General features: G+C 43.8%; 18 protein-coding genes and 1 pseudogene. 10 read left to right on the top strand and 9 right to left on the bottom strand.

Translation table 11 applies throughout. The features are described 5' to 3' along the window. Window positions 1–72: 72 nt before the first annotated feature. A pseudogene (locus JMX93_RS07360) lies at window positions 73–213 on the bottom strand (hypothetical protein); the annotation flags it as partial. A gap of 187 nt (window positions 214–400) precedes the next feature. Here JMX93_RS07360 and trpB point away from each other — a divergent pair. The 3 genes from trpB (at window position 401) to JMX93_RS07375 (ending at window position 4,237) form a co-directional block, all read left to right on the top strand. After that, window positions 401–1,627: a tryptophan synthase subunit beta gene (trpB, locus tag JMX93_RS07365; protein WP_499204345.1), complete on the top strand. Its 1,227-nt coding sequence runs from the start codon at window positions 401–403 to the stop codon at window positions 1,625–1,627. Window positions 1,628–1,831: 204 nt separating this feature from the next. Beyond that, window positions 1,832–2,734 carry a DMT family transporter gene (locus tag JMX93_RS07370; RefSeq protein WP_193011821.1) on the top strand — a complete coding sequence of 301 codons (903 nt, stop codon included), beginning with the start codon at window positions 1,832–1,834 and terminating at the stop codon, window positions 2,732–2,734. A gap of 399 nt (window positions 2,735–3,133) precedes the next feature. Beyond that, the gene (locus tag JMX93_RS07375) at window positions 3,134–4,237 is read left to right on the top strand and encodes an alkene reductase (RefSeq protein ID WP_499204346.1); all 1,104 of its coding nucleotides are present in this window, start codon (window positions 3,134–3,136) and stop codon (window positions 4,235–4,237) included. Window positions 4,238–4,373: 136 nt separating this feature from the next. Here the strand turns inward: JMX93_RS07375 and JMX93_RS07380 are convergent, their stop codons facing one another. Both JMX93_RS07380 and JMX93_RS07385 read right to left on the bottom strand, forming a co-directional pair. Continuing rightward, window positions 4,374–5,342 (bottom strand): pirin family protein, encoded by a 969-nt coding sequence (locus JMX93_RS07380; RefSeq protein ID WP_499204347.1) that lies wholly within the window; start codon window positions 5,340–5,342, stop codon window positions 4,374–4,376. A gap of 240 nt (window positions 5,343–5,582) precedes the next feature. Continuing rightward, complete coding sequence (locus tag JMX93_RS07385) at window positions 5,583–6,884, bottom strand: BaiN/RdsA family NAD(P)/FAD-dependent oxidoreductase (RefSeq protein ID WP_499204348.1); 1,302 nt, start codon at window positions 6,882–6,884, stop codon at window positions 5,583–5,585. A gap of 505 nt (window positions 6,885–7,389) precedes the next feature. Here JMX93_RS07385 and acs point away from each other — a divergent pair. The 6 genes from acs (at window position 7,390) to pgsA (ending at window position 13,306) form a co-directional block, all read left to right on the top strand. Continuing rightward, window positions 7,390–9,351, top strand: coding sequence for an acetate--CoA ligase (gene acs, locus JMX93_RS07390; protein WP_499204349.1), 1,962 nt, complete (start codon window positions 7,390–7,392; stop codon window positions 9,349–9,351). Window positions 9,352–9,577: 226 nt separating this feature from the next. Continuing rightward, window positions 9,578–10,756 (top strand): NAD(P)/FAD-dependent oxidoreductase, encoded by a 1,179-nt coding sequence (locus JMX93_RS07395; RefSeq protein WP_499204350.1) that lies wholly within the window; start codon window positions 9,578–9,580, stop codon window positions 10,754–10,756. 149 nt (window positions 10,757–10,905) lie between these two features. Beyond that, on the top strand, window positions 10,906–11,118 hold the full coding sequence (locus JMX93_RS07400) for an MgtC/SapB family protein (protein WP_499204351.1): 213 nt from the start codon (window positions 10,906–10,908) through the stop codon (window positions 11,116–11,118). A gap of 213 nt (window positions 11,119–11,331) precedes the next feature. After that, window positions 11,332–11,583: a hypothetical protein gene (locus JMX93_RS07405; RefSeq protein WP_443511407.1), complete on the top strand. Its 252-nt coding sequence runs from the start codon at window positions 11,332–11,334 to the stop codon at window positions 11,581–11,583. Window positions 11,584–11,716: 133 nt separating this feature from the next. Further along, a complete protein-coding gene (locus JMX93_RS07410; RefSeq protein WP_227685773.1) occupies window positions 11,717–11,953 on the top strand; it encodes a hypothetical protein in 237 nt (78 codons plus the stop codon). A 672-nt stretch (window positions 11,954–12,625) separates the two neighbouring features. Further along, window positions 12,626–13,306, top strand: a complete 681-nt coding sequence (gene pgsA / locus JMX93_RS07415; RefSeq protein ID WP_193011837.1) for a CDP-diacylglycerol--glycerol-3-phosphate 3-phosphatidyltransferase — start codon at window positions 12,626–12,628, stop codon at window positions 13,304–13,306. A gap of 92 nt (window positions 13,307–13,398) precedes the next feature. Here pgsA and JMX93_RS07420 read toward each other — a convergent pair whose 3' ends face one another. Next, the gene (locus JMX93_RS07420) at window positions 13,399–13,893 is read right to left on the bottom strand and encodes a pyridoxamine 5'-phosphate oxidase family protein (RefSeq protein WP_499204352.1); all 495 of its coding nucleotides are present in this window, start codon (window positions 13,891–13,893) and stop codon (window positions 13,399–13,401) included. 446 nt (window positions 13,894–14,339) lie between these two features. Between JMX93_RS07420 and purL the strand changes: the two genes are divergently transcribed. Continuing rightward, the gene (purL, locus tag JMX93_RS07425) at window positions 14,340–18,338 is read left to right on the top strand and encodes a phosphoribosylformylglycinamidine synthase (RefSeq protein ID WP_193011840.1); all 3,999 of its coding nucleotides are present in this window, start codon (window positions 14,340–14,342) and stop codon (window positions 18,336–18,338) included. Between the two features lie 78 nt (window positions 18,339–18,416). On the opposite strand, the gene JMX93_RS07430 is transcribed toward purL, so the two are convergent. The 5 genes from JMX93_RS07430 to JMX93_RS07450 form a co-directional block, all read right to left on the bottom strand. Further along, window positions 18,417–19,061: a DUF2799 domain-containing protein gene (locus tag JMX93_RS07430; RefSeq protein WP_499204353.1), complete on the bottom strand. Its 645-nt coding sequence runs from the start codon at window positions 19,059–19,061 to the stop codon at window positions 18,417–18,419. 437 nt (window positions 19,062–19,498) lie between these two features. Beyond that, the gene (locus tag JMX93_RS07435) at window positions 19,499–20,230 is read right to left on the bottom strand and encodes a WG repeat-containing protein (protein WP_499204354.1); all 732 of its coding nucleotides are present in this window, start codon (window positions 20,228–20,230) and stop codon (window positions 19,499–19,501) included. Between the two features lie 441 nt (window positions 20,231–20,671). Continuing rightward, the gene (gene tdh, locus JMX93_RS07440) at window positions 20,672–21,697 is read right to left on the bottom strand and encodes an L-threonine 3-dehydrogenase (protein WP_193012263.1); all 1,026 of its coding nucleotides are present in this window, start codon (window positions 21,695–21,697) and stop codon (window positions 20,672–20,674) included. A gap of 235 nt (window positions 21,698–21,932) precedes the next feature. Continuing rightward, on the bottom strand, window positions 21,933–23,123 hold the full coding sequence (gene kbl, locus JMX93_RS07445; RefSeq protein ID WP_499204355.1) for a glycine C-acetyltransferase: 1,191 nt from the start codon (window positions 23,121–23,123) through the stop codon (window positions 21,933–21,935). 78 nt (window positions 23,124–23,201) lie between these two features. Further along, a complete protein-coding gene (locus JMX93_RS07450) occupies window positions 23,202–23,957 on the bottom strand; it encodes a pyridoxine 5'-phosphate synthase (RefSeq protein WP_287045458.1) in 756 nt (251 codons plus the stop codon). Window positions 23,958–24,009: the final 52 nt, after the last annotated feature.

Raw genomic sequence — 24,009 nt, forward strand, 5'->3', positions numbered from 1 at the left:
TTATATTCAAAGCGAATACCGTATGAAAAACGCCCATCAAGAGCGTTTTTCATACCTCTAAATCCTAAAACCCTACCCAAAATCTCTCTTCAAAATAGCCGCCATATTACGCTCCGCAAGTCCTGTGATAAACACATACGGATTGACGCCAGCACTACCGGGGATTAACGCGCCATCTTGCACATATATATTTTTGTGCCCTTTGACGCGTCCAAACTCATCAGCCGTTCCACTCTGTTAGATTTATTCCTTAACTTGACCAAATAAGAAATTTCCCTTACTATCTTGTTTCAATGTACTAGAACGTAAATACATAAAAATATTTTTATCATCAAACATGCTAAATAATTCGGCAAAAATGCCAATACTAATCCTCATTTTAAAATAATAAGGCTTAACTATGACAACGCAAAATACCAACACTGGCTACGGTTTACATCAATCAATATTACCGAATAGTGATGGCTTATACGGAGAGTTCGGTGGCAAGATTGGTCATCCTGAGCTTGCCAAAGCCATGGCAGAAATCGAAGTAGGCTTTCGTGAAATCATTAAAAATGACGATTTTATCGTTGAGATGAAACGCTTGCGTGAGACCTATGTTGGTCGCCCAAGTCCTATTTATCATGCACAGCGTTTGACGGAGCATTGCGGCGGCGCGCAGATTTATTTTAAACGTGAAGATTTAAACCATACGGGCGCGCATAAGATTAATCACTGTTTGGGTGAAGTGTTATTAGCTAAGAAATTAGGCAAAACCAAAGTGATTGCCGAAACGGGCGCGGGGCAACATGGCGTAGCGTTAGCAACGGCAGCAGCATTGATGGGGTTGGAGTGTGAGATTCACATGGGTGTGGTCGATATTAAAAAAGAGCATCCAAACGTCAGCCGCATGAAGATTTTGGGTGCCAATATCGTTCCTGTATCGCGTGGCGCTGGTACGCTAAAAGAAGCGGTCGATAGCGCCTTTGAGACCTATCTTAATGAGCTAGATACCAGCATGTTTGCGATTGGATCGGCATTGGGACCCGCGCCTTATCCTGAAATGGTCAGCTATTTTCAGTCAGTGGTCGGACATGAAGCACGGGCGCAGTTCTTAGCGACAACGGGTCAGCTGCCTAATAAGGTAGTTGCTTGTATTGGCGGCGGCTCTAATGCTATCGGTATGTTCAGTGGCTTTTTTGATGATGCAGATGTAGAAAAAATCGGCGTGGAACCAGCTGGTGAAGGTTTGGACACCCCCAATCATGCAGCGACGATGTCACTGGGCGTGAAAGGCGAGATTCATGGTTTTAAATGCTACGTGCTGCTCGATGAAAAAGGTGAGCCAGCTCCCGTACATTCGATTGCATCAGGGCTTGATTATCCAGGGGTTGGACCTCAGCATTCGCATCTGCGAGATTTAAAACTGGCCACTTATGAGTCGGCGACTGATGCAGAATGTTTAGAAGCCTTTATGGCATTATCGCGCCTTGAGGGTATTATTCCTGCCTTAGAGTCGGCACATGCCATCGCCTATGCGATGAAAATCGCCAAAGATATGTCAGCGGATGAGACGATTTTGGTCAATTTGTCAGGGCGAGGCGATAAAGACATTGATTTTATTTTGGATAAAGTTAATTTGTAGAAGAAATTGGCTATAAATACAAAAAATACAACACCCATTGAGCGATTAAAAAGTTATCATCGAGGTTTTTTTTATCACACGATACTTTTTACGACTCAGCCTTTTATAAATGCGCTTTTATGATGAGTTTTTGATAATGAGAAGTTCATAAATCGCCATTTTATAAGTCAGGAGCAGTCGTCTAACGCTTGATAGGATTCACTCATGTCTAACCGCGACCTCATTATTTTTATGACACTGTCCTTTATGTGGTCGCTGTCTTTTATTTTTTATCGTATCGGCGTGCCTGAATTTGGCTCGTTGGCTTTTGCCAGCCTGCGTGTTGTCTTGGCTGGGCTGACCATGCTGGTTTTTGTTTTAATCAGCCCAAAAAACAGAGAGGGCATACGGGATAATTGGAAAGTGTTGACGCTGGTTGGATTATTTTCTGCGGCTATTCCTTTTATCCTGTTTGCTTTTTCAGCGCGCTCGGTAAACGCTGGAGTATTGGCGGTGCTCAATGCGTCTGTGCCAATGATGAGCGGTTTCATCGCCAGCACCTTTTTTAAAGATAGACTGTCAAGAAAGCAAATTCTCGGTTTAGTCATCGGTGTTATCGGTGTGATTATTTTGATGAGTGAAAATTTATTTGGCGGTAGCGGGCAGGGCGCTGAGTCAAGTTCAGGGTTGCTACCAATGGGCTATGCGTTACTGGCCTGTGTCGGTTATGCCGTCGGTGCCAATATCACCAGAAACTACTTATACAATGTCTCACCAGTCGCTATTACCGCAGGTTCGCTTATCATTGCCAGTATTATCATGCTGCCAATAGCGGTCTACGAATTCCCGTATGGTAAAAGTATTAGCCTTACTGCTTGGGTTTCTGTCATTTGTATTGGCGTATTTTCAACCGCCATTGCTCTGATTTTTATGAACCAATTGATAAAAAGCATTGGCCCTATGCGCGCCACCAGTATTACCTTGGTGATTCCGATTTTTGCCATTATTTTTGGTTATCTGCTGCTTGGTGAGGCGTTGGACACACCAGCGATTATTGGCTCGATGGTGATATTATTTGGTACGTATCTGTCGTTGGAGCTGTCTATTAAAAAGATGCTCAAGTCATAAAGGTCTTTGATTGATTCATCGTTCAGGCGGATAGGTGATGAGTAGATTTTTGACTGAGAGGTTATGAGTACAAGTTATTTGTGATTAATAATATTCTGCTATTTATGTTTTTCAATGGAGAAGGTTACTGCCAAATCCAATGCCCATAGTTTAGATTAACTTTATTAAATGTATCTGTTTGTAAATTATACTTGAATATAAGCAGCTATTCCTCATTAAGAAAATGGCTGGTTAATGTAGTGTTTCACTTATTTCTAGTTAAGCTATTAGCGAAGCAACGATGCATTCTATTGACCCAATAACTTAGAAGGTTTTCATAGTTTGATCAAATTACTTAAGAGTAATAAGTATCATAATAATGAATACCAACTCATAAAAACAAACAAAGTAAGGCTTTTTATGGCACACGATAATTTATTTGAACCCGTAAAAATGGGCATCCAAACGCTAAAGAACCGCATCATTATGGCACCGCTGACCCGTGTTCGTTCAATTGAACCGGGTGATGTACCGACTCCATTTGCGGGGGAGTATTATTCACAGCGCGCGGGCGCTGGATTAATCATTACTGAAGCGACGCAGGTTTCTTTTCAGGCGAAAGGTTACGCGGGCGCGCCGGGTATCCATACCCAAGAGCAAATCACTGCGTGGAAAACTATCGTTGATAATGTCCATGCCAAAGGTGGCAAAATTGTGGTACAAATCTGGCATACCGGTCTGGTGTCGCACAAAAGCGTACAACCGAATGGTAAAGCACCCATTTCTGCTTCTGATGTTGATGTTGGTATTCGTACCTCACTTCGCGATAGCGACAATCAAGCCATTCGTGTAGACGCCACGCCGCCACGTCCAGCGACACTTGATGAGATTAAGCAAGTCATCGCTGATTTTGCTCAGGCCACTAAAAATGCTAAAGAAGCAGGTTTTGATGGGGTAGAGATTCATGGTGCACACGGTTATCTATTGCATCAGTTTTGGGTTGAGCAGACCAACCAGCGTGATGATGAGTATGGCGGTAGCCGTGAGAATCGTGCGCGTTTAACACTCGATGTGATCGATGCTTGTGTTGATGCGTGGGATGCTGATCATGTTGGTATTCGTATCTCGCCGCTAGGTACTTTCAACAATGTAGAAGCGGGCTACAACGAAGACGAAAACATTTGGCTGATTGAGCAGATTAACAAGCGTGGTGTGATGTATTTACATCTGTCAGAGCCTGATTGGGCAGGTGGCACCCCTTATAGCGATGCATTTCGTCAGTGTGTCCGTGATGCCTTTGATAATATGATCATCGCTGCTGGTGGGTATACTGCTGAAAAAGCAGAGAAAAATATCAAAGCAGGCTACATCGATGCCGTCGCTTTCGGTCGTGACTATATTGCCAATCCTGATTTGGCTGAGCGTATCCGCACAGGGGCGATGCTCAATGAGCAGCACCCAGAGTCTTTTTATGGTGGTGGTATTGAAGGCTATACGGATTATCCGTTTCTTAACCAAGCGTAATGGATGATCAGTTGCCCTTATGATGAGCTAACTTTAAGGCTTGTCAAATATACCTTTGTTAGCTCATACATAAGCGCATAATAAAAAGCCACCTGACGAAGACCGTCAGGTGGCTTTTTTAATGCCTGAATTTCAACTACTTAATAAAATTGCCCGTTTGGTAATCCCGAAACGTTTGGCGAAGCTCTTCTTGAGTGTTCATTACAAAGGGTCCATAACCTGCGACTGGCTCGCCGATAGGTTCTCCACTGAGTAGTAACAGTTTGACAGGTGCTTGCTCACCATTTTCGGTAGCAGAATAATGCAGCTCAATAGTATCAGTAGCCGGTTTTTGCTCAGCTTGCATATCAGTACGGTGCTGAGTTGGCGCATCAAATTGAATCAAATTACCGGCACTAACTGACGTACCATTGACCAGTAACTCACCTTCTTGTATCAGCAGGAGCGTATTGTGAGTATTGGGCACTTTTAGCGTCGTTGCGCCCGCAGTATGCAGCTCGATATCCCATAAGTTAATCGGGGTAAAAGTATTTGCCGCGCCTGTTATTTCTTGCCAAGTACCAGCAATGATAGCCGCCTTACCAATCGTCGTTTGGTGGTCAATATTGCGGCTGTCGATCAACTCAACGATAGGCATGTCTGCCCGTTTGATGCTTTGATAGTTTGGGTCGGTCAGTTTGTGCGTACTTGGCAAGTTAACCCACAGTTGCACCATACTAAAGACGCCGCCGCGCTGACCGAAAGCCTCCGAATGAAACTCTTCGTGCATGATGCCACGACCTGCGGTCATCCACTGCACATCGCCTTCTTGAATAGTCCCTTGTCCGCCTACTGAATCGGCATGACTGATTTCACCTTCGTAGGCGATAGTGACGGTTTCAAAGCCTTTGTGTGGATGCTGTCCGATCCCATGAGGCTGTGTTTTATAATTAGGGTTCGGGTCAAAGGTCGTTGGTGTGCCGTAATCAAACAATAAAAACGGGTCGGTATGGCTATAGTTAAAATCAGGGCTATCATCAAGGTGATTGATTAAGGTTTTTACATAAAAGCCGTCACCTACCCAATGCGGTGCTTTATCACCATGAATATTCTTGATTGGACGCATTTGTTACCTCATAAGACAAAACATATTTTTGTAATAAAAAATTTCTGTTAAGTTATTCTACATTTATAGCTATCTATATTGTGTTTATTTTAATAGTTATCAAGAGCTAATGTGGATAAAAGGCAACTTAAGTTGAATAAAAATAGTGACATCCTAGGGCGTGTTTAACATTCGACCATGACACTGCCGATAAACACTGTTTATTATGAAACAATGCTACATTGTTAGTATTAAATGAGGCTAAACCACTTCACCGCAGACAAAGCCACTGGCCCATGCCCATTGGAAGTTATAGCCGCCAAGCCAACCAGTAACATCCAGCACTTCGCCGATAAAGTATAAGCCATCTTGCAAATTGCTTTGCATAGTCTTTGAGGAGACCTCATCAGTTTTTACGCCGCCACGTGTTACCTCGGCGGTACGATAGCCTTCTGTACCAGAGGGTTTGAGCTGCCAGCCATTCAAAGTCGCGCCAAGCTCCGTCAGCCGCTCATCTTTAATATTGGCAAGTTCGGTGTCTTTGATATCGTCCCACAAGTGCGTTTGTAGTGCTGCCAGTAGTTTTTTTGGTAGTGCATTGTCCGTGTTTTCTGCCAAGACAGTGCGGATCAGTTGCCGTGGATGTGATTTTTTGTGTGCAAGCAAAATATCGGTGACATCTACCTCGGGTAGCAGGTTAATATTGATGGTCTCGCCAGTGTGCCAATAGTTCGATAGCTGTAGCATAGCGGGGCCAGAGAGGCCGCGATGGGTAAACAGCATAGGCAATTTAAAAGAGATGCGTTCATTGCTGGCGATGACCGGCAAACTAATACCAGCCAAAGCGCGGATAAGCTCACCAGTTTTATCAGTAAAGGTAAAAGGCACTAAGCTGGCATCGGTTGCGATCAGCGTGTGTCCAAATTGCTGCGCCAATTCATATCCTAAACCGCTGGCTCCCATCGTTGGAATAGACAGTCCGCCAGTAGCGACCACGAGCGACTCACAGCGGTAGCCTGTTTGCGGCAGTGTGGTTTGATTTTCGGATTCTTTTCTCTCTTGCTTTTCTTTTTTACTAAGCTGCTTGGTGGTCAGTAGTTCAAATCTGGCATTCTTGTCGTTTTCAACAGCCTGTACACTGTCAATCTGCACATTCAGCTTTACTTGTACGCCAGCTGCCGTACATTCTGCGAGGAGCATGGTCAAAATATCTTGCGCTGAATCATCACAAAATAGCTGACCGTGTTCGCGCTCATGGTAAGGGATTTTATGTGCTGCCACCATACCAATAAACTCCCAACTGGGATAACGACTGAGCGCTGATTTACAGAAATGTTGATTGGCACCGATAAAGTGCTCAGGCTCGACATAGTAATTGGTAAAGTTGCAACGTCCACCACCTGACATGAGGATTTTTTTGCCCGCCTTATTGGCATGGTCTAATACCAGTACGCGGCGACCACGGCGACCCGCTGTGAGCGCACAGTATAGCCCTGACGCGCCAGCGCCGATGATGATGACATCATAGTGGGTGTATTGTGATGCATTGCGGTGATTGCTCATGGTAGTCTCATAAAATAATAGGTTTAAAAACCAGCCACCAAATCCGTCATCGAATCAACAACGCCGATTGCTTATCTTTATAGCAGCAGGTCAATAAGAGGGTTTGGTGAAGGGTGTATTTTGGCGTCGTATCTAGCGTATAGCTATTGTCCATATTTCATACAAGGTTACAAGGATTAAATGTCATATCATTATCTGATATCTGGACGGTGATGCCTTTATTTATGCCAAAATAAAAACATCTTTTAAATGAGCCAATAGCAAGAGTAAATGCGAATCGATGCAAAACTGCTCCTCGTTAATACATTATATTATGGGTGAGCAAGTATACCGCTGTATAGGCATATTGTTATGAATGGCTGTTGATACCTTGCAACCGTTCTGCTTATTTGTCAAACTAACCGTGAGTGTCACACATTATGGACGATGACTCTTATCACCTGTACATGCCGTCGTTTTCGACAGTTATGCATGCAGGTCATAATAATTAAAAAGGACAACGACGATGACTCAAAAATCATTCCCCATTGCGGCCGAATTTATCGCTGCTGCCAATACCACCGCTGAACAATACCGCGAAGATTACGAGAAATCCATCGAATCACCTGAGGCCAATGCTGCCTTTTGGGCGAAGCGTGCCGAGCTGATCGATTGGATAAAAAAACCAACCAAAATTAGCGACGTTAATTATGATTTGGATGATTTTCGCATAAAATGGTTCGAGGACGGCGAATTGAATATCTCTGTCAATTGTCTCGACCGCCATGTCAAAAAAAATCCTTACAAGCCTGCCATCATTTGGGAGGGCGATCATCCTTCGCTGCACAAAATCATCTCCTTTAAAGAGCTGTATGAAGCGGTCTGTCGCTTGGGTAATTCCATGCGTAAGCTTGGGGTCAAAAAAGGCGATCGCGTGACCCTATATATGCCGATGATACCTGAGGCAATGATAGCGATGCTGGCATGTACGCGTATTGGCGCTGTGCATTCCGTGGTCTTTGGTGGATTCTCTGCGGAGAGCTTGGGCAATCGCCTGATAGACAGTCGCTCAAAACTCATCATTACCGCTGATGAAGGCGTACGCGGTAATAAGCATACACCGCTCAAAGCCAACGTCGATCGGGCGCTAGATATGGATGGTACTGATAGCGTGACCAACGTCATTGTCGTCCACCGTACGGGCAACTCCGTCCCCATGAGTGGTCGCCGTGATGTTTGGTATCACAACTTGGTCGATGGTGAATCAGTGCATTGCGAGCCTGAAGTCATGAATGCCGAAGACCCGCTATTTTTATTATACACCTCTGGTTCCACTGGCAAGCCTAAAGGCGTGTTGCATACCACTGGTGGCTATATCACTTATGCGCTCTCTACTTTTCGAGATGTGTTCGATATCAAAGACGATGACGTCTACTGGTGTACTGCGGACGTAGGCTGGATCACAGGTCATACCTATGCAACCTACGCGCCGCTTGCCAACGGTACAACGACGGTGATGTTCGAGGGTGTACCAGAATATCCCACATGGGCACGTATCGGTCATATCATTGATAAGCATGATGTGACCATTCTGTATACTGCACCGACGGCTATTCGAGCAATGATGAAGGAGGGTGATGCCTTTGTTCGGGAGTCTGATCGTTCAAGTTTGCGACTACTTGGCACCGTTGGCGAGCCGATCAACCCAGAAGCATGGGACTGGTATTACAATGTCGTCGGCGGCGGCAAGTGTCCGATTGTAGATACTTGGTGGCAAACTGAAACAGGCGGTATCCTCATGGCACCGATACCAGGCACGGTCGCACTCAAGCCGGGTGCAGCGATGAACCCTTTGTACGGTATTAAACCAGAGATTGTTGATAGTGACGGCACCATGCTAGAGGGCTCTGCTGAAGGAAACTTGGCAATTAACAGCAGTTGGCCGGGGCAAATGCGTACCATTTATAATGACCATGAGCGTTTTTTAAAGACGTATTTTAGTGAGTATCCCGGTTATTATTTCACTGGTGATGGAGCGCAGCGTGACGAAGATGGACATTACTGGATCACGGGTCGCGTCGATGATGTGCTTAATGTTGCAGGGCATCGTCTGGGAACAGCAGAGATTGAGAGCGCCGTGGTCGCGCATCCTGCGACAGCGGAGGCCGCCATTGTTGGTATGCCACACGAGATTCGCGGCATGGGCGTTTGTGCCTTTATCATTTTGAAATCGGGTGAAAAAGAGACAGAGGCGCTAAAGGCTGAGCTGAATCGACATGTTCGCGCTGAGATTGGCCCGATTGCCAATTTGGATGCTATTCATATCGTGGAGGCACTACCCAAAACCCGCTCGGGCAAAATCATGCGCCGTATTTTACGTAACCTTGCAGCAGGTCAGTATGTTGGTTTGGGTGATTTGTCTACTCTTGCAGACAGTTCGGTGATTAATCAGCTGGTTGAGGTAGTCAAAGCTGCGCGAGGAGAGTAGGCTAAATTATCGATAATGAGATATTGTTAAAAGCACGTTCAGTAAATAGAAGATTAGCGTTCAGAAAAGCCATGTTATTAAAGCTAGCATGGCTTTTTTACGCAGACGATATTGATATCAGCAGACTTTAAAGATTGAATATCTTCTATAATCCTATTATTTAAAATACCCCTGCCATTGTCATCACTCCCTTTTTATCGCACATTATATAAGGCCTGCTGTCATTATGACCAATCACTCTTTGCACGCTGTCACTACACAATCACCAAAAATCGCTATCATTGGTGGTGGTTTGACGGGACTGTTTACCGCCACGTTATTAGAGCGCGCCTTTGCTCAGAACATAGCACAAGATCGTGCGCAAACACACTTACCGCAAATTACTGTCTTTGAAAAGTCACGTAGCGTAGGGCGTTTAGCCACTCGTTATCGTACTGATAGCTACACTGGCAAAAACTGGCAATGGGCATTTGGGGCGCAGTTCTTTACGGCTAAGACGGCAAGTTTTAAGCAATTCATTACGCTTTGGTTAGACACGGGATTGCTACAGCCATGGTGTGCGCAGGTGATCGATTTAACACCAGCGAATAATGATACTCAATTGCCTGATATTCATATCAAAGAGCAATGGAACACCGCGCAAGCCCGCTATATCAGTACGCCAAAAATGACCAGTTGGGGACGTACATTGGCCGATGAGTTGCAGTACAGCACCATCAAATTTAAAACCCGCGTTGCACCGTTGGTGCAATATGATAATGCTCTAGCGGAAAAGGTTGATAAAAAAACTGAGCTATTTGACGAGACTGGCGCGAGTCTAGGTCACTTTGACTGGGTGATATGCACCGCGCCAAATGCTCAGGCAATAGAGCTAATGGCAGAGAGCGGCTTTGCTGAGCAAGCCAAGATTTCTGAGCCAAAAATGCTGGCTTGTTATACGCTGATGTTAGGGTGGAACAGTGCAGATCAGTTACCTGAATCGTTGAGTAATGACCGTCAATCAGTATGGGACGTGGCTTATCTGAATGACTCTATGCTCGATAGAATATTTATCGAACATCAAAAGCTAGCTCATGCAGATTTATTACCCAGTCTTACTATCCATGCGCGCAATGACTGGTCAGAGCAGCATGTCGATGATGATATGGAGATGATAAAAGCACAATTATTGCAGGCCGCACTGCAAGCATTGAGTTGGAGCGATGACAATGCCCCTAGCCAAATAGATTGCCATCGCTGGCGTTATGCCGCCACTGTTACTGATAGCGACAAAGAAGCAGTAGGTATTTTAATAGATGAGTCTCATCAGTGGATTGTCAGTGGTGATTGGTGCGGACAAGGCAATATTGAAAGTTGCTATCAAATGGCACAACAGACGGTTGAGGCAATCAACAAAGTAAAATAAGTACGAAGGGTAAAATAAGTGCGAGAGTTTGCTTAGCGACTGACTCTATCCAAAACTGGACTTCAAGGGCGTTTTCTTAATATGAAAAGGTGGTAAATGATGTTTGGATTCGACATAGACTTAGAGCTGATGGCTTAGCACTTTTCCAGTTGGGTATCGCCTTTCTATTGTCATTGCCGATTGCCCTAAACCGTGAAATGAAAGACAACGAAGCGGGGCTGAGAACATTTCCATTGGTGACCATTGCTTCATGCGCGTTTATGTTAGTCGGTATGGATATCTATGATGCTGCTGGCGAAGCGAGAATCATGTATGCCATCATCACAGGCATGGGGTTTATCGGTGGCATATGGTCGTTATGAGATTGCCATTATATTGTCGACCGTTGGTTTTTTGATTTTGCAATTCTCAGAGCCGTTTAAAGTTAAGAAAAATTAAGTAATGAATACAACGCGCCGATGAATCTATACATACACTTGAATGCTAAAGTGAGGTTGAACTTATACTATCAGGAAGTGCTATGTCTATATGATAGGGTCAGAGAGTTATAACTTATTGAAAATAAAGGGTAGTTTATGAGTGCTAGATTAAGTGGCAGTGTGCTGACTTGTGCCATGCTCGCACGAGGAGATAAGCAGGTTTTATGTGCTGTGAGTAACGAGAGCGATGATCAGGCGATGGCTATGATTGATAGTGCTGAATTCGATTCACTAAGGCACATTGTTTCCTTTAATAATGGTAAGTTTTTCTGTAAAGAAGGGATCGCATGGCAATGCGCCATCCCAGTTAAAAAAACTGAGCTTGTCTATAGCGATATAAAATTGTAACTGATTATTAATAAAACTTTGTATGGTAGTTTTACGGTTGAAACCAAAAATAATGCTATCCAAATCTATAAGAAACAGTTATATTCACATATTATGATATATAAAATAGTACGTGGTTTTAAAGGTGGATATAGTGCTTAGAGGAAGTGAACTGACACGTGCGATGCTTGAGCATGGTTATCAAGAGATTTGGTGTGCAGTAGATGATAGTAGCGACGAAGAGGCGATGAGAGATCAGAATGACAATGATTTTACCGCCCAGATCGTGTCTTATCATAACAACAAATTCTATTGTACTGCTGGTACCGCATGGTTATGCGCTGTACCAATTAAGATAACGGCGATGACGCTGAGTGATGTACGGCTTTGAATATATTTGTTTGTATTATTAAGCCACTGACGCTACATAATTTGTACCAGTAAAAACCCACCATAAGGTGGGTTTTTACTTGGAGGCTACCGACTATCATCATGTTCACCTGATGATCGGATTGTTTGAGTTTTTGCATTTATATATGAATATTTATCTAGAAATGGATTGTAGGCAAAAAAAAGCCCACGGAGGAGGAGCCGTGGGCTGAGGAAAACTAGTCATGTAGCACTCATTGCTGGCACTACAGGGACAGCGGTGGTGACTTATTGTTATTCTGCGTTTTTCTACTGTATTTAATAAGATTGGGGTAGTCGCGACTCATTCAAGTAATAAATATATTCACTTACATATTTAAGTGTACAAGTGTTTTATTACAATCGCCATCATAACCCAATTGACCGCTGTTTGGCTATTTTGGTTACATGACATTACGTTTAGAGCAGATAGACGAGAAGGCTAAATCTATATTATTGTTTTGAATAAAGGTTTTTCTTTAATGCCTCTATGCCTAATAAGGATCAATGCTATTAATAGGTCGCAATCATTTATAAATGATGGGTAAATTCGAATATCACTGATAACTGAATAGCCAAAGAGATGGCATGACGACTTGCACGAAAAATGCTAAGCTATCTACCATTATTAAGTCTATATGAAACTGGGTTTGCCATGACTGAGAATACGCATTTGCATACGCAGGAGCCGCCAAGCACGCAAAATACCAAGAGTATTTTTAACTTGCCTAACAATCTTACTATCGCGCGGATCTTAATGATTCCGCTATTTGTCGCGATTGCTTATTGGCCACCTGCGATGGGGATTGGCATGCCTGCCATCTCAGATAATGTGATTGCGCGGGTCGGCATGAGCGAGTTTAGTGATAGCTTGTTACGCCATTTACTCTTGACCAGCGTTTTTATCATTGCGGCGATTACGGATTGGCTTGATGGTTATTTTGCCCGTAAGCTCAATGTGACGTCAGCTTTTGGGCGCTTCTTAGACCCTGTTGCTGATAAATTGATGGTTGCAGCCGCACTTATTATCTTGGTGCAATGGCATCCTAATATCATTATGGCAATCGCCGCGATTGTGATTATTTCGCGTGAAATTGCAGTGTCAGCGCTGCGTGAGTGGATGGCAGAACTGGGCAAAAGCACCAGCGTCGCAGTATCCTATGTCGGTAAGCTAAAAACGACGTTTCAAATGGTGGCGATTACCGTGCTACTGCTCAACTGGCAATCGCTTGAAACCATCGGCTATGTATTGATGGTTGCCGCTGTTATTTTGACGTTATGGTCAATGATGATTTATCTAAGAGCTGCTTGGCCGTACTTAAAGCAAAGCGGCTAAATCTACAATACAACACACTTTATAATAAATAAAAACGCCAGTCGCATTAGCCACTGGCGTTTTTGTATTTTGCTATTTATGGCTTATATAGCTTATAGCGTCACTGAGTTGTTTTCACCCAAGTTAGTCGCTTTTTTACCGTCCATTACGGCAGCAGTGGTCATTTTGAATATATTAACCACTGAGTTACCGCTTAACCAGTACTCGGCACCATGTGGCACGACTTTGATTAGCTGTACGTTTGGATCTTCTTTACCTTGCTCATAGAACGCATTGTAGATTGGTGACCATAGCTCATCTAGCTTCTCTTGGTCTTCTACCAATTCTGCCTTACCGTTGATTGAGACATAGTCTTTCGCGTCTTGACTGACATAAGCCAAGTTTACTTGTGGGTCTTTTTCGATATCACTAACGGTTTCAGTGCTCTTATCACCGATGAACCAAATCTCTTTTGCACCAATGCTTGTCTCGCTCGTCGTCATTGGGCAGGCATGGAGATGGCCCTCATGCGTACGAGTCGTCATCATGGCAAATTTTACTTCTTTTACCAGTGCTTGTACTTTATCGATATGGTCTTGTCTACTCATAGAGGATTTCCTTTTCTTTATAATGTTTGAATGATAGTGCTTAAATAGTTGAGTGCTTATAGTAGTAGTTTTTATTCGAGCTAAACGTATTCGAGGTATTAGAAATAATCGTCGCCCTAACAACTGCAAATAGAATACCGAGTTGTGACCCTACATTTATATAGGTACCCAGTAATGCGATGTGAGTGTTTGTAAGGAGTATAAGGGTTAGGTAAAAATTGTGACGCTAGGTATTTAGGGGGCTATTTTGTCAGTACATGTTTAAAACTGTGACCAATAGACCTTAGTGCAAGCTTGTCATTTAACAAATATCCAGTAGCGGCACAGCGCAAGTTATCAGCAATTTATCTTGGTTTAGACCTGCTTATTATAGGTCTTCTTGTTATAATACCCAGACCATTTACTTAGCATGGCAGAGATGCCTTGATCTTACGGATTATGCCTTTATGATGACCATCGCCGGACAACCGTTTCTTACCGATTTTCAGACGCAGCAACTCATCAGTCAGTTCCAGCAAAAAACCGAGCTAAATGTTAGTCAAATAAGTACTCAGCAAGTCTATGTGCTATCACGCGAATTGAGCGGTGATGAGCATAAAAAAGCGCTAGATTTACTGGCGGTTGACGCATCAACAACGCTAGATGCGCCGCAAGACAACCAACGACAAGTCATTGTTAGTCCGCGTTTTGGTACGATATCGCCATGGGCAAGTAAAGCGACTGATATCTTTAATAACTGTGAAATCAAAATCAATCGCGTTGAGCGTGTCGTTGTTTATACATTGACCATTGATAGTGAATCAGGCGAAAAACTACCAGTAGACGCTGAGCAGTTGTTGTTTGACCGTATGACCCAAAGCTTGGTTTATGACTTGAGCGATGTCAGCAAATTGTTTGACGATCAAGCGCCAGCATCACTGAATCATATCGATGTGATCGGGCAAGGCCAGTCAGCGCTAGAGTCTGCCAATACCGAGTTCGGCTTTGCGTTATCCAGCGAAGATATTGACTATCTAATGAATGCGTACGTCAATGAGTTGAAACGCAATCCAACGGACGTTGAGCTGATGATGTTTGCACAGGCAAACTCAGAGCATTGCCGTCATAAGATCTTTAATGCTCAGTGGACAGTTGATGGCGAAGTACAGCCAAAATCATTGTTTCAAATGATCAAAAACACCTACCAGTCGAATCCCCAAGGTATCTTGTCAGCCTATAAAGACAACGCCGCTGTGATGGCTGGGTCTGATGGTATGCGTTTTTACCCTATCCCAACGGACGCGATGGATGCCAATTCAATCCATCCTTATGGATTTCATCAAGAAAACATCGATATCTTGATGAAAGTTGAGACGCACAATCACCCAACGGCAATCGCCCCGTATTCAGGTGCGGCGACTGGTTCTGGCGGTGAGATTCGTGATGAAGGTGCGACTGGTCGTGGCGGTAAGCCAAAAGCGGGTCTAGCAGGTTTTCATGTATCGCATCTACATATCCCAGAGCTTAGCGAGAAATGGGAGCAGTCAGGTCAGCTGAGCACGCAAGCGTATGGTACGCCAGACCGTATGGCAACCAGCCTTGAGATTATGACCGAAGCGCCATTAGGCAGTGCCAACTTCTCAAATGAATTTGGTCGTCCAAACCTATGCGGTTACTTCCGTAGCTTTCAGCTAGATACCTCTGCGGCAAAAGACGGTAGCGAGATGCGCGGCTATCATAAGCCAATTATGCTGGCAGGTGGTTACGGCAACATTAAACGCAATCTCATTGAAAAAAATGCGATTAGAAAAGGCGATTTGCTCATCGTCCTTGGTGGCCCTGCGATGCAAATCGGTCTGGGCGGTGGTGCCGCATCGTCAGTCGATAGTGGCGAGCTTGACGAAGGTTTGGATTTTGCCTCAGTTCAGCGCGATAACGCTGAGATGGAGCGTCGTTGCCAAGAAGTTCTCGATCGCTGCTGGGCTCTAGCGGGTAATGATGTCGATGTGAGCAATAATAGTAAAGACGGCAACCCAATTGTCTCACTACATGATGTAGGGGCAGGCGGTCTGTCTAATGCGATGCCAGAGCTAGTCAATGACCATGAAATGGGCGCGCATCTGAACTTGCGTAAGATTCCATCGTTAGAAGCGGGCATGTCGCCAATGGCCATCTGGTCAAACGAAGCGCAAGAGCGTTATGTGCTCGCGATTCGCCCAGAGAGCAAAGATCAGTTCGATGCGATCTGTGCCCGTGAGCGCTGCCCATATGCCATCTTGGGTGAGGCGACGGATATCCGTCAGCTAATCGTTGATGATGAGCTGTTGACTGAGCAACCAGTAGATATGCCTATGCAAGTCCTGCTAGGTGGTACACCAAAAATGCAGCGCAGCTTTGAGCGTTCTGAGCGCACGTTGCCAGCATTAGAGCTTGGCGAAGTTAACTTAGCCGAGTCAATTACCGATGTATTGCGTCACCCAACCGTCGCTAGCAAATCGTTCTTGATTAGCATTGGTGACCGTTCTATCACGGGTATGGTCGTGCGTGATCAGTATGTGGGTCGCTATCAAGTGCCTGTATCAGATTGTGCAGTGACGGCGTCAGGCTTAGTGGCGCTAGATGGTCAACCAATGACTGGCGAGGCCATGAGTGTCGGCGAGCGTACACCTGTTGCGCTGATTAGTCCAAAAGCCTCTGCACGTCTGGCAGTCGGTGAAGCAATTACTAACATCGCTGGTGCGCGTATCGCTCAGTTGTCTGATATCACCATGTCAGCGAACTGGATGGCAGCGTGTGGTGATGATGCGGAAGATGCGGCACTCTTCGATGCGGTACACGCAATCGGCGAAGAGCTATGCCCAGCACTCGGTATCGCCATCCCAGTCGGTAAAGACTCGCTATCGATGCGTGCTAATTGGACTGACAACGAGAATGGTGAAAATCAAGACAAATCAGTCGTGTCGCCAATGAGCTTAGTCGTGACGGCATTTGCCCCTGTCGTTGACGTGGCAAAAACGCTAACGCCTGAGCTTATCAATGGCGACAGCGCGTTTTACCGTATTGACTTGTCCAAAGGCAAGCTACGTCTAGGCGGTTCAATCCTTGCGCAAACGCTTAGCCAATTGGGTAATGACTGCCCAGATCTAGCGCAGCCAAGCGATTTGATCGACTTCTTTAACTTTATCCAAGCGGGTAATGAGCAAGGCGTCATCAGCGCGTATCACGATATCGGTGATGGCGGCCTACTTGCGACCATCGCAGAGATGCAGTTCACCAGTCGTCAAGGTGTCAAACTGTCATTGACTGATGACAACTTACTCGGTCAGCTGTTCAGTGAAGAGCTGGGTGCGGTCATTCAAGTCTTACCAGAAAACGTCGCCGCTCTCATGCAATTGGCAGAAGAATTTAACGTCAGCGATATGCTCAGCCTCGTCGGTCAGAGCTCTGAAGAAGACAGCCTACTAATCCAAACGCCAACGCTAATGGGTGACGATACCCTACGCTTTAGCCGTACTGAATTGCAGCAAGCATGGACGCAGGTTAGCTATCAAATCGCGCGTCGCCGTGATAACCCAGCGTGCGTACAGCAAGAGTATGACTTGATTGCTGATGCGAGCCATAAAGGTTTAATCGCTGCGCCAAACTTTGATTTGAATCAAAAGGTCGAAGAGCCGTATTTAGCCAGTCGTGAGAATAAACCAAGAGTCGCAATCCTCCGCGAGCAAGGCGTCAATGGTCAGACAGAGATGGCAGCAGGCTTTACGCAAGCGGGCTTTGAAGCGGTCGATGTCCACATGAGTGATCTACTGAGCGGTCGCATCAATCTACGTGACTTCGATGGTTTGGTCGCTTGTGGTGGCTTTAGTTATGGTGATGTACTCGGCGCTGGCTCTGGCTGGGCGAACTCTATCTTGTTCCATGACGAGTTACGCATGCAGTTTGTGCGCTTCTTTGCCCGTCCTGATACCTTTAGTTTGGGTGTCTGTAACGGTTGTCAGATGATGGCACAGTTAAAAGACCTGATCCCAGGTGCAGAAAACTTCCCACGCTTCATCGCTAACAAATCCGCTCGATTTGAAGGGCGTACGGTCAATGTCAAAATCGAGCGTACCAAGTCAATTCTGTTCAAAGGTATGCAAGACAGCATCTTGCCAATCGCGGTGGCGCATGGTGAAGGCTATGCCACGCTAGACAATACAGAAATCGACGGTATGGCAAACCATGGTCAGCTCGCCATGCGTTATGTCGATAGCCAAGGTCATCCAACCGAGACTTATCCGCTCAATCCAAACGGTTCGCTCGGCGGTGTCACAGGTCTATGTAGCACTGATGGTCGCGTCACTATCATGATGCCGCATCCTGAGCGTAACCTAAAAGCGTATAACCACAGCTGGAAACCAGAAGAGTGGGACGAGGACGGCGCGTGGATGCGTATGTTCCGTAACGCTCGTGCTTGGTTTAGATAGGCTAAGTTCGTTTAGAGCATTATTGTAAGCATAAAAAAAGGTGGGCGTAATGCTCACCTTTTTTGTGTTTTACAAAAACTAAGGTTTGGAAAGGTTTTCTATTTCTTGTTGTAAAATTTGAATCTCATTTTTACTAGAAGCGATATAACCTTCTACATAGTCAATAGAAACTTCATAGTATCTTTTTTCAGGTGTCAATTTATTTAAACGCTCAATTTCTTCTATATTACGTGTGATATCCTTTTTAATCTTATCTATTTTTCCTTGATAGAAAAACACTTTTAAACCTTTTTTTTGTCCTACTGGGCAGTAGTTCTCTATTTTTTCGAATATACTGTAGATTTCAATGAGTCGACCTGTTTCATCCGTAACATAATTTGGCGTATCTTGAATACCAAATTGATATAGATTTTCAGAGACACAGATCTTTTCTATCACTCCTTTTTGATAACCTGTCTTCCATTGCTCTTCATAATTATCAGCAATTTTGGCATCATGGTATTCACAGGTAGAATGCTGACTAACGATAGAATAATCATAAGGTTTTATACCGACAGAATAGCCTTCTTGAAACCAAAAATTTGGGTCTTTACATTGCTTAGAGGCTTTAAGTCTATTTGTAAATTCCTCAAAAGTAGCTTGAGTCAGTATCTTTAACCAATATACTTGTTCACAACCTGTTAAAACCAAAACTGATAGTAAAGCAATAATTATAATTTTCATGTTTTACCTGAGTATCAGTATTTAATATAAAAAATTTAAAGAACTTATGTTTATAAAATAGTGCAGTATGGTCATAGGTTTTTAAAGTAAGGATGTTAATTTTGCTTTCCGCTACTATCTAAAACTGGTTTAAATTCTGCTTAGTATTCACCAGCAAGTTAAATTCAGATTGCAAAACCTAGTAATTTTGAGCTAAGAATGACGTAAAGAAGTAAGGTGATTCAGTGATAGAGTAAATTATCACCAGTGTGTCAGATTAAAACGCTCTACAACTTCTGAAAGGGTTATGTAGGGGGATAATTCGAATAATATAAATAAGCTTAATAATGATAAGTATAACTATTTTGAACCTTATGAAAAATTTGTAATTTAATGATTTTTAAGATATTTTAAAAATCATTTATATTTACAACTGTTAAGCAATAATGTTTAGAATACTAATAATCATATTTAACGAATTGTCCTTGTTTATCTATGTAAAATGTTTTATCGTTTTGAGTAACGTTAGCGTAGCCATTAGAAAAGTCCCATGCGTAATCATACTCTATAGGTATAGCGATTTTCCCCGTTTTATCAATAAATCCATATTTGCCATCTAGCGCAACCAATGCTAAACCATCTGTAAATGATGTAACGAGATCATATTTAGGTTTAGCTAACACGTTGCCATTTGATTCTACGAAACCAAACTTGCCATCCTTACTGACTCGAGCCACACCGTCTAAAAAATCGCTTCCACTGTCGTACTCTGCTTTTACAATTGATTTTCCGCTCTTATCAATATAACCAAGCTTATTGTCTAGATTTACTCGAGCAAAACCTGCCGAGAAAGGGTAAATAAATTTGAATTGAGGCTCAACAACAAGATTACCTTCTTTGTTGATAAGGCCCACCTTAATGCCGTCAATAGAAACACTTGCTAAACCTTCTGAGAAGCTTGAAGCATATTTGTATTTGAGTGGGATAATGAGTTCACCATCTTTATTTACAAAACCATACTTATTATCTTTAATTACAGCTGCAAGCCCATCCTTCAAACAATCAACCTCTTCACTTTCGTAACCTTTAATTGAGGGTTTTTCACAAATATCAGTACTATATGCTATTTGAGTAAACAAAATTGAAAATAAAACGATACTTATTTTAGAAAGAAATAACTTATTGTTCACTGAAGTCTCTTTTAATGTATATATGGAATAGATTTTTGATAAAGCTACAAAGAAAATTTTCTTTTGTCACAATTTAAACATAAAAAAGGTTCTGAGTCGATAAAGAAAAACAATTGTTTTTCTTTTTAGGTAGTTCACCTAATTCTCAATACTATTATTTTTCCCTTCTACCGAAGTCTCCACCAGCAATTCATGAATCTTAGCACTTTCTTTTAAGACAACGCATCATACGCATAGACTATTTTTCCTCTTCCTTCCTTGCGCTTGATTATCTTTTTCTTCTAGATATCTTTGCAGATGATCTTGTTCGGAATTACTCATCGTTTCTCTATCTTATCACTTCTTAATATCCAAAAAAAACGGCACTGAAATCAGCGCCGTTTTACGAGTTGTGATAATTTAAAAGCTAGCCACGACTTCTTAAATACTGAATCGCCAAAATCAATCCCAGCTTAAAATCACCTTACCGCATTGCCCACTTTCCATGATATCGAAGCCTTCTTGAAAGTCATCAATGTGCATGCGATGGGTAATGATTGGTGTCAAATCAATACCGCTAATCAGCATCTGCTCCATCTGATACCACGTCTCCCACATCTCACGCCCATAAATACCCTTTAGGGTTAATGCCTTAAAGATAATCTTGCTCCAATCCACCGTGGTGGTGTTCGGCAAAATGCCTAAGAGCGCAATTTTAGAGCCGTTATACATATTACTAATCATCGAATCAAACGCCTGAGGCGAGCCTGACATCTCAAGCCCAATATCAAAGCCGTGCATTTTCAAGGTATCGATAGCGCCTTCGATGGTTTCCCCTTTGGCTGGGTTGATGGTCATCGTCGCTCCCATTTTTTTGGCAAGCTCTAGGCGATAATCGCTGATATCACTGACCACAATATTACGCGCCCCTGCAAATCGGCAAATTGCCGTTGCCATTGACCCAATCAGCCCTGCACCCGTAATCAGCACATCTTCACCAAGTACCGGAAAGGATAAGGCGGTATGCGTGGCATTGCCAAAGGGGTCCATAATGGCGGCCATCTCATCGCTGATACGCTCATCGAGTTTGATGACATTATCGGCAGGTATCACCAAATATTCGGCAAACGCGCCATCGCGATCAACGCCCACGCCTATGGTGTTTTCGCACACATGCAGCTTACCACGGCGGCAGTTGCGGCAATGCCCACAAGCGATATGGCCTTCGCCTGTGACGCGGTCACCCACTTCCAGATGCTTGACGCCATCGCCCATTTCACTAATGACACCGACGTATTCATGTCCGATAATCATCGGCGTCTTGATAGTGTTTTGTGACCATTCATCCCACTTATAAATGTGTAAATCTGTCCCACAAATGGCGGTTTTTTTAATTTTAATTTTTACGTCATTAATGCCGACGGTCGGTTCTGGCACGTCTTGCATCCAGATGCCTTTTTTGTCATGGGCTTTAACCAGTGCTTTCATATTTTTCTCTTATTTGGCTATGTTGCATTTTATTGTTGAATCTAGGGCGTGTCTTCATTTTAAAAATGGTAATAAAAATGAGATAAATTGCCGTCAAACAAGGAAAATAGTGTCGATAATATCGAGATATTAACCAGCTATTTGACACAGTTTGGCAAAATTTAGCCATTTTTAGCCCATTTAGATGACCATCGATTGAATTGAAGACATGCCCTAGATAAATACCGAATGACGCTTAATCAATCACTTTCATTTGCTTGGCGACTTTGATAAAGGCGGCGATACACTGATCTAGCTGCTCGCGAGTATGGGCGGCAGAAAGCTGGACACGAATGCGAGCCTCGTCTTTGGGGACGACAGGGTAGAAGAAGCCAATCACATAAATGCCTTCTTCAAGCAGCGCCTCGGCCATTTGTTGTGAGACATTGGCGTCATAAAGCATCACTGCACAAATTGCCGATTCGGTGGGCTTGATATCGAAGCCCGCATCTTGCATTTGCTTCACAAAATAGGCGGTATTTTCATGCAGTTTGTCTTGTAGGGTATTGTCTTGCGCTAGCATCTCAAACACTTTTAACCCAGCGGCTGCTATCATGGGCGGAATGGAGTTTGAAAACAGATACGGGCGTGAGCGTTGACGCAGCATCTCAACCATTTCCTTTTTACCCGTTGTAAAGCCGCCAATCGCCCCGCCAAATGCCTTGCCCAAGGTACCCGTGATCAGCTCAATATCACCCCGTAGATCAAACAATTCAGTCACGCCGCCACCAGTGCGACCGACGACGCCTGCTGAATGACACTCGTCAATCATGACCATGGCATCGTACTTTTGTGCCAACGCATAAATCTCATCCATCGGCGCCACATTACCATCCATTGAAAAAACGGCATCAGTGACAATTAAACGAAAACGCTGTGCTTGTGCCGCTTGCAGCTGAGTTTCTAAATCTTGCATATCCGCATTGGCGTAGCGATAACGTACGGCTTTACATAGGCGCACACCATCGATGATTGAGGCATGGTTTAACGAATCAGAAATAATGGCATCATCGCTGGTCAGCAGTGGCTCAAAGACACCGCCATTGGCGTCGAAACAGGCCGCATAAAGAATCGTATCTTCGGTATTAAAAAACTTAGAAATTGCGGCCTCTAATTGCTTATGCAAATCTTGCGTACCACAAATAAAACGTACCGATGACATGCCATAACCTGAGTCTTCAATGGCTTGGGTAGCCGCCTTTTTAATCTCAGGATGGTCAGACAATCCAAGGTAATTATTGGCGCAGAAGTTAAGCATTTCACGGCCGTCGGCGATCGTGATGAGCGCATCTTGCGGAGAGGTGATGACGCGCTCGTTTTTATACAGGCCTGCCGCGCGGATATCGCTGATTTCTTGTTGTAAATGCTTCTGAAAGGCTTGATACATAAAGATTCCTTTTTTACTATTATTGGCGTTTGCTTAGGGTTTTTTGATAGGACCAAATTATTTGCTCATTGATGTGGGTTAAGCACAGATGTCTAAATACTGACGCACCACATTATCCATGCCTTGCTCTAGGGATTCAATCGTAAACGCATGACCGATAGATACCTCAGCGATATGACCAAGACTGAGTAACTCGGCTAAATTCTCTAAATTCAAATCATGACCGGCATTGACGCGAATGCCGTTGTTACTGGCGAGGTTGATACAGTCGCTAAAGCGTTGCTTGACCTCATCGAAATTTATATTGTCATCGCTCTTACCATTACCATTACTGTAGGCGCGCGCCCATTCTTCGGTATACATCTCGATCGTTTGCACGTCGCTATCGATGACCGCTTTGATTTGCTCGATATTAGGATCGATAAATACCGCGCAGCGTGTGCCAAAACCTTGCAGCTCATGACTCAACGCTGACAGCATGTCTTTATGCTTAATGATATCGAAACCATGATCGGAGGTCAGTTGGTCTTCGCTGTCGGGTACGAGGGTGCATTGATGCGGTTTGACTTCGCGAATCAGGGATAAAAACTGCTCGTTCGGGTTGCCCTCGATATTGAACTCGATGTCTTTATAATCTTTTAAAAACGCACTGATATCATAGACATCTTGGTATCTGATATGACGCTCATCAGGTCGCGGATGCACGGTGAAGCCTTTGACACCCAGATTAACAAGCTTTTTCACAAAGTACAGCAGATTGGGATAATCTGTGCCGCGAGAGTTTCTGATTAAGGCGAGTTTGTTTAAATTGACACTAAACAAGGTGCTCATCATATTTCCTTTTTCATTGTTGTTATGGATAGATTGTTGGTTGTTGGTTGTTGGT

Origin of the sequence: Psychrobacter muriicola 2pS (assembly GCF_904846535.1) — a bacterium.
Lineage (GTDB): Bacteria > Pseudomonadota > Gammaproteobacteria > Pseudomonadales > Moraxellaceae > Psychrobacter > Psychrobacter aquimaris.

What these genes read in the sequence shown, in the direction of transcription:
- JMX93_RS07395 (WP_499204350.1), top strand. Translation starts at nt 9,578, where the DNA reads ATGACCAATCACTCTTTGCACGCTGTCACTACACAATCACCAAAAATC.
- kbl (WP_499204355.1), bottom strand. Translation starts at nt 23,123, where the DNA reads ATGTATCAAGCCTTTCAGAAGCATTTACAACAAGAAATCAGCGATATC.
- JMX93_RS07420 (WP_499204352.1), bottom strand. Translation starts at nt 13,893, where the DNA reads ATGAGTAGACAAGACCATATCGATAAAGTACAAGCACTGGTAAAAGAA.
- JMX93_RS07370 (WP_193011821.1), top strand. Translation starts at nt 1,832, where the DNA reads ATGTCTAACCGCGACCTCATTATTTTTATGACACTGTCCTTTATGTGG.
- acs (WP_499204349.1), top strand. Translation starts at nt 7,390, where the DNA reads ATGACTCAAAAATCATTCCCCATTGCGGCCGAATTTATCGCTGCTGCC.
- JMX93_RS07430 (WP_499204353.1), bottom strand. Translation starts at nt 19,061, where the DNA reads ATGAAAATTATAATTATTGCTTTACTATCAGTTTTGGTTTTAACAGGT.
- JMX93_RS07385 (WP_499204348.1), bottom strand. Translation starts at nt 6,884, where the DNA reads ATGAGCAATCACCGCAATGCATCACAATACACCCACTATGATGTCATC.
- pgsA (WP_193011837.1), top strand. Translation starts at nt 12,626, where the DNA reads ATGACTGAGAATACGCATTTGCATACGCAGGAGCCGCCAAGCACGCAA.
- JMX93_RS07380 (WP_499204347.1), bottom strand. Translation starts at nt 5,342, where the DNA reads ATGCGTCCAATCAAGAATATTCATGGTGATAAAGCACCGCATTGGGTA.
- JMX93_RS07405 (WP_443511407.1), top strand. Translation starts at nt 11,332, where the DNA reads ATGAGTGCTAGATTAAGTGGCAGTGTGCTGACTTGTGCCATGCTCGCA.
- tdh (WP_193012263.1), bottom strand. Translation starts at nt 21,697, where the DNA reads ATGAAAGCACTGGTTAAAGCCCATGACAAAAAAGGCATCTGGATGCAA.
- purL (WP_193011840.1), top strand. Translation starts at nt 14,340, where the DNA reads ATGATGACCATCGCCGGACAACCGTTTCTTACCGATTTTCAGACGCAG.
- trpB (WP_499204345.1), top strand. Translation starts at nt 401, where the DNA reads ATGACAACGCAAAATACCAACACTGGCTACGGTTTACATCAATCAATA.
- JMX93_RS07375 (WP_499204346.1), top strand. Translation starts at nt 3,134, where the DNA reads ATGGCACACGATAATTTATTTGAACCCGTAAAAATGGGCATCCAAACG.
- JMX93_RS07450 (WP_287045458.1), bottom strand. Translation starts at nt 23,957, where the DNA reads ATGATGAGCACCTTGTTTAGTGTCAATTTAAACAAACTCGCCTTAATC.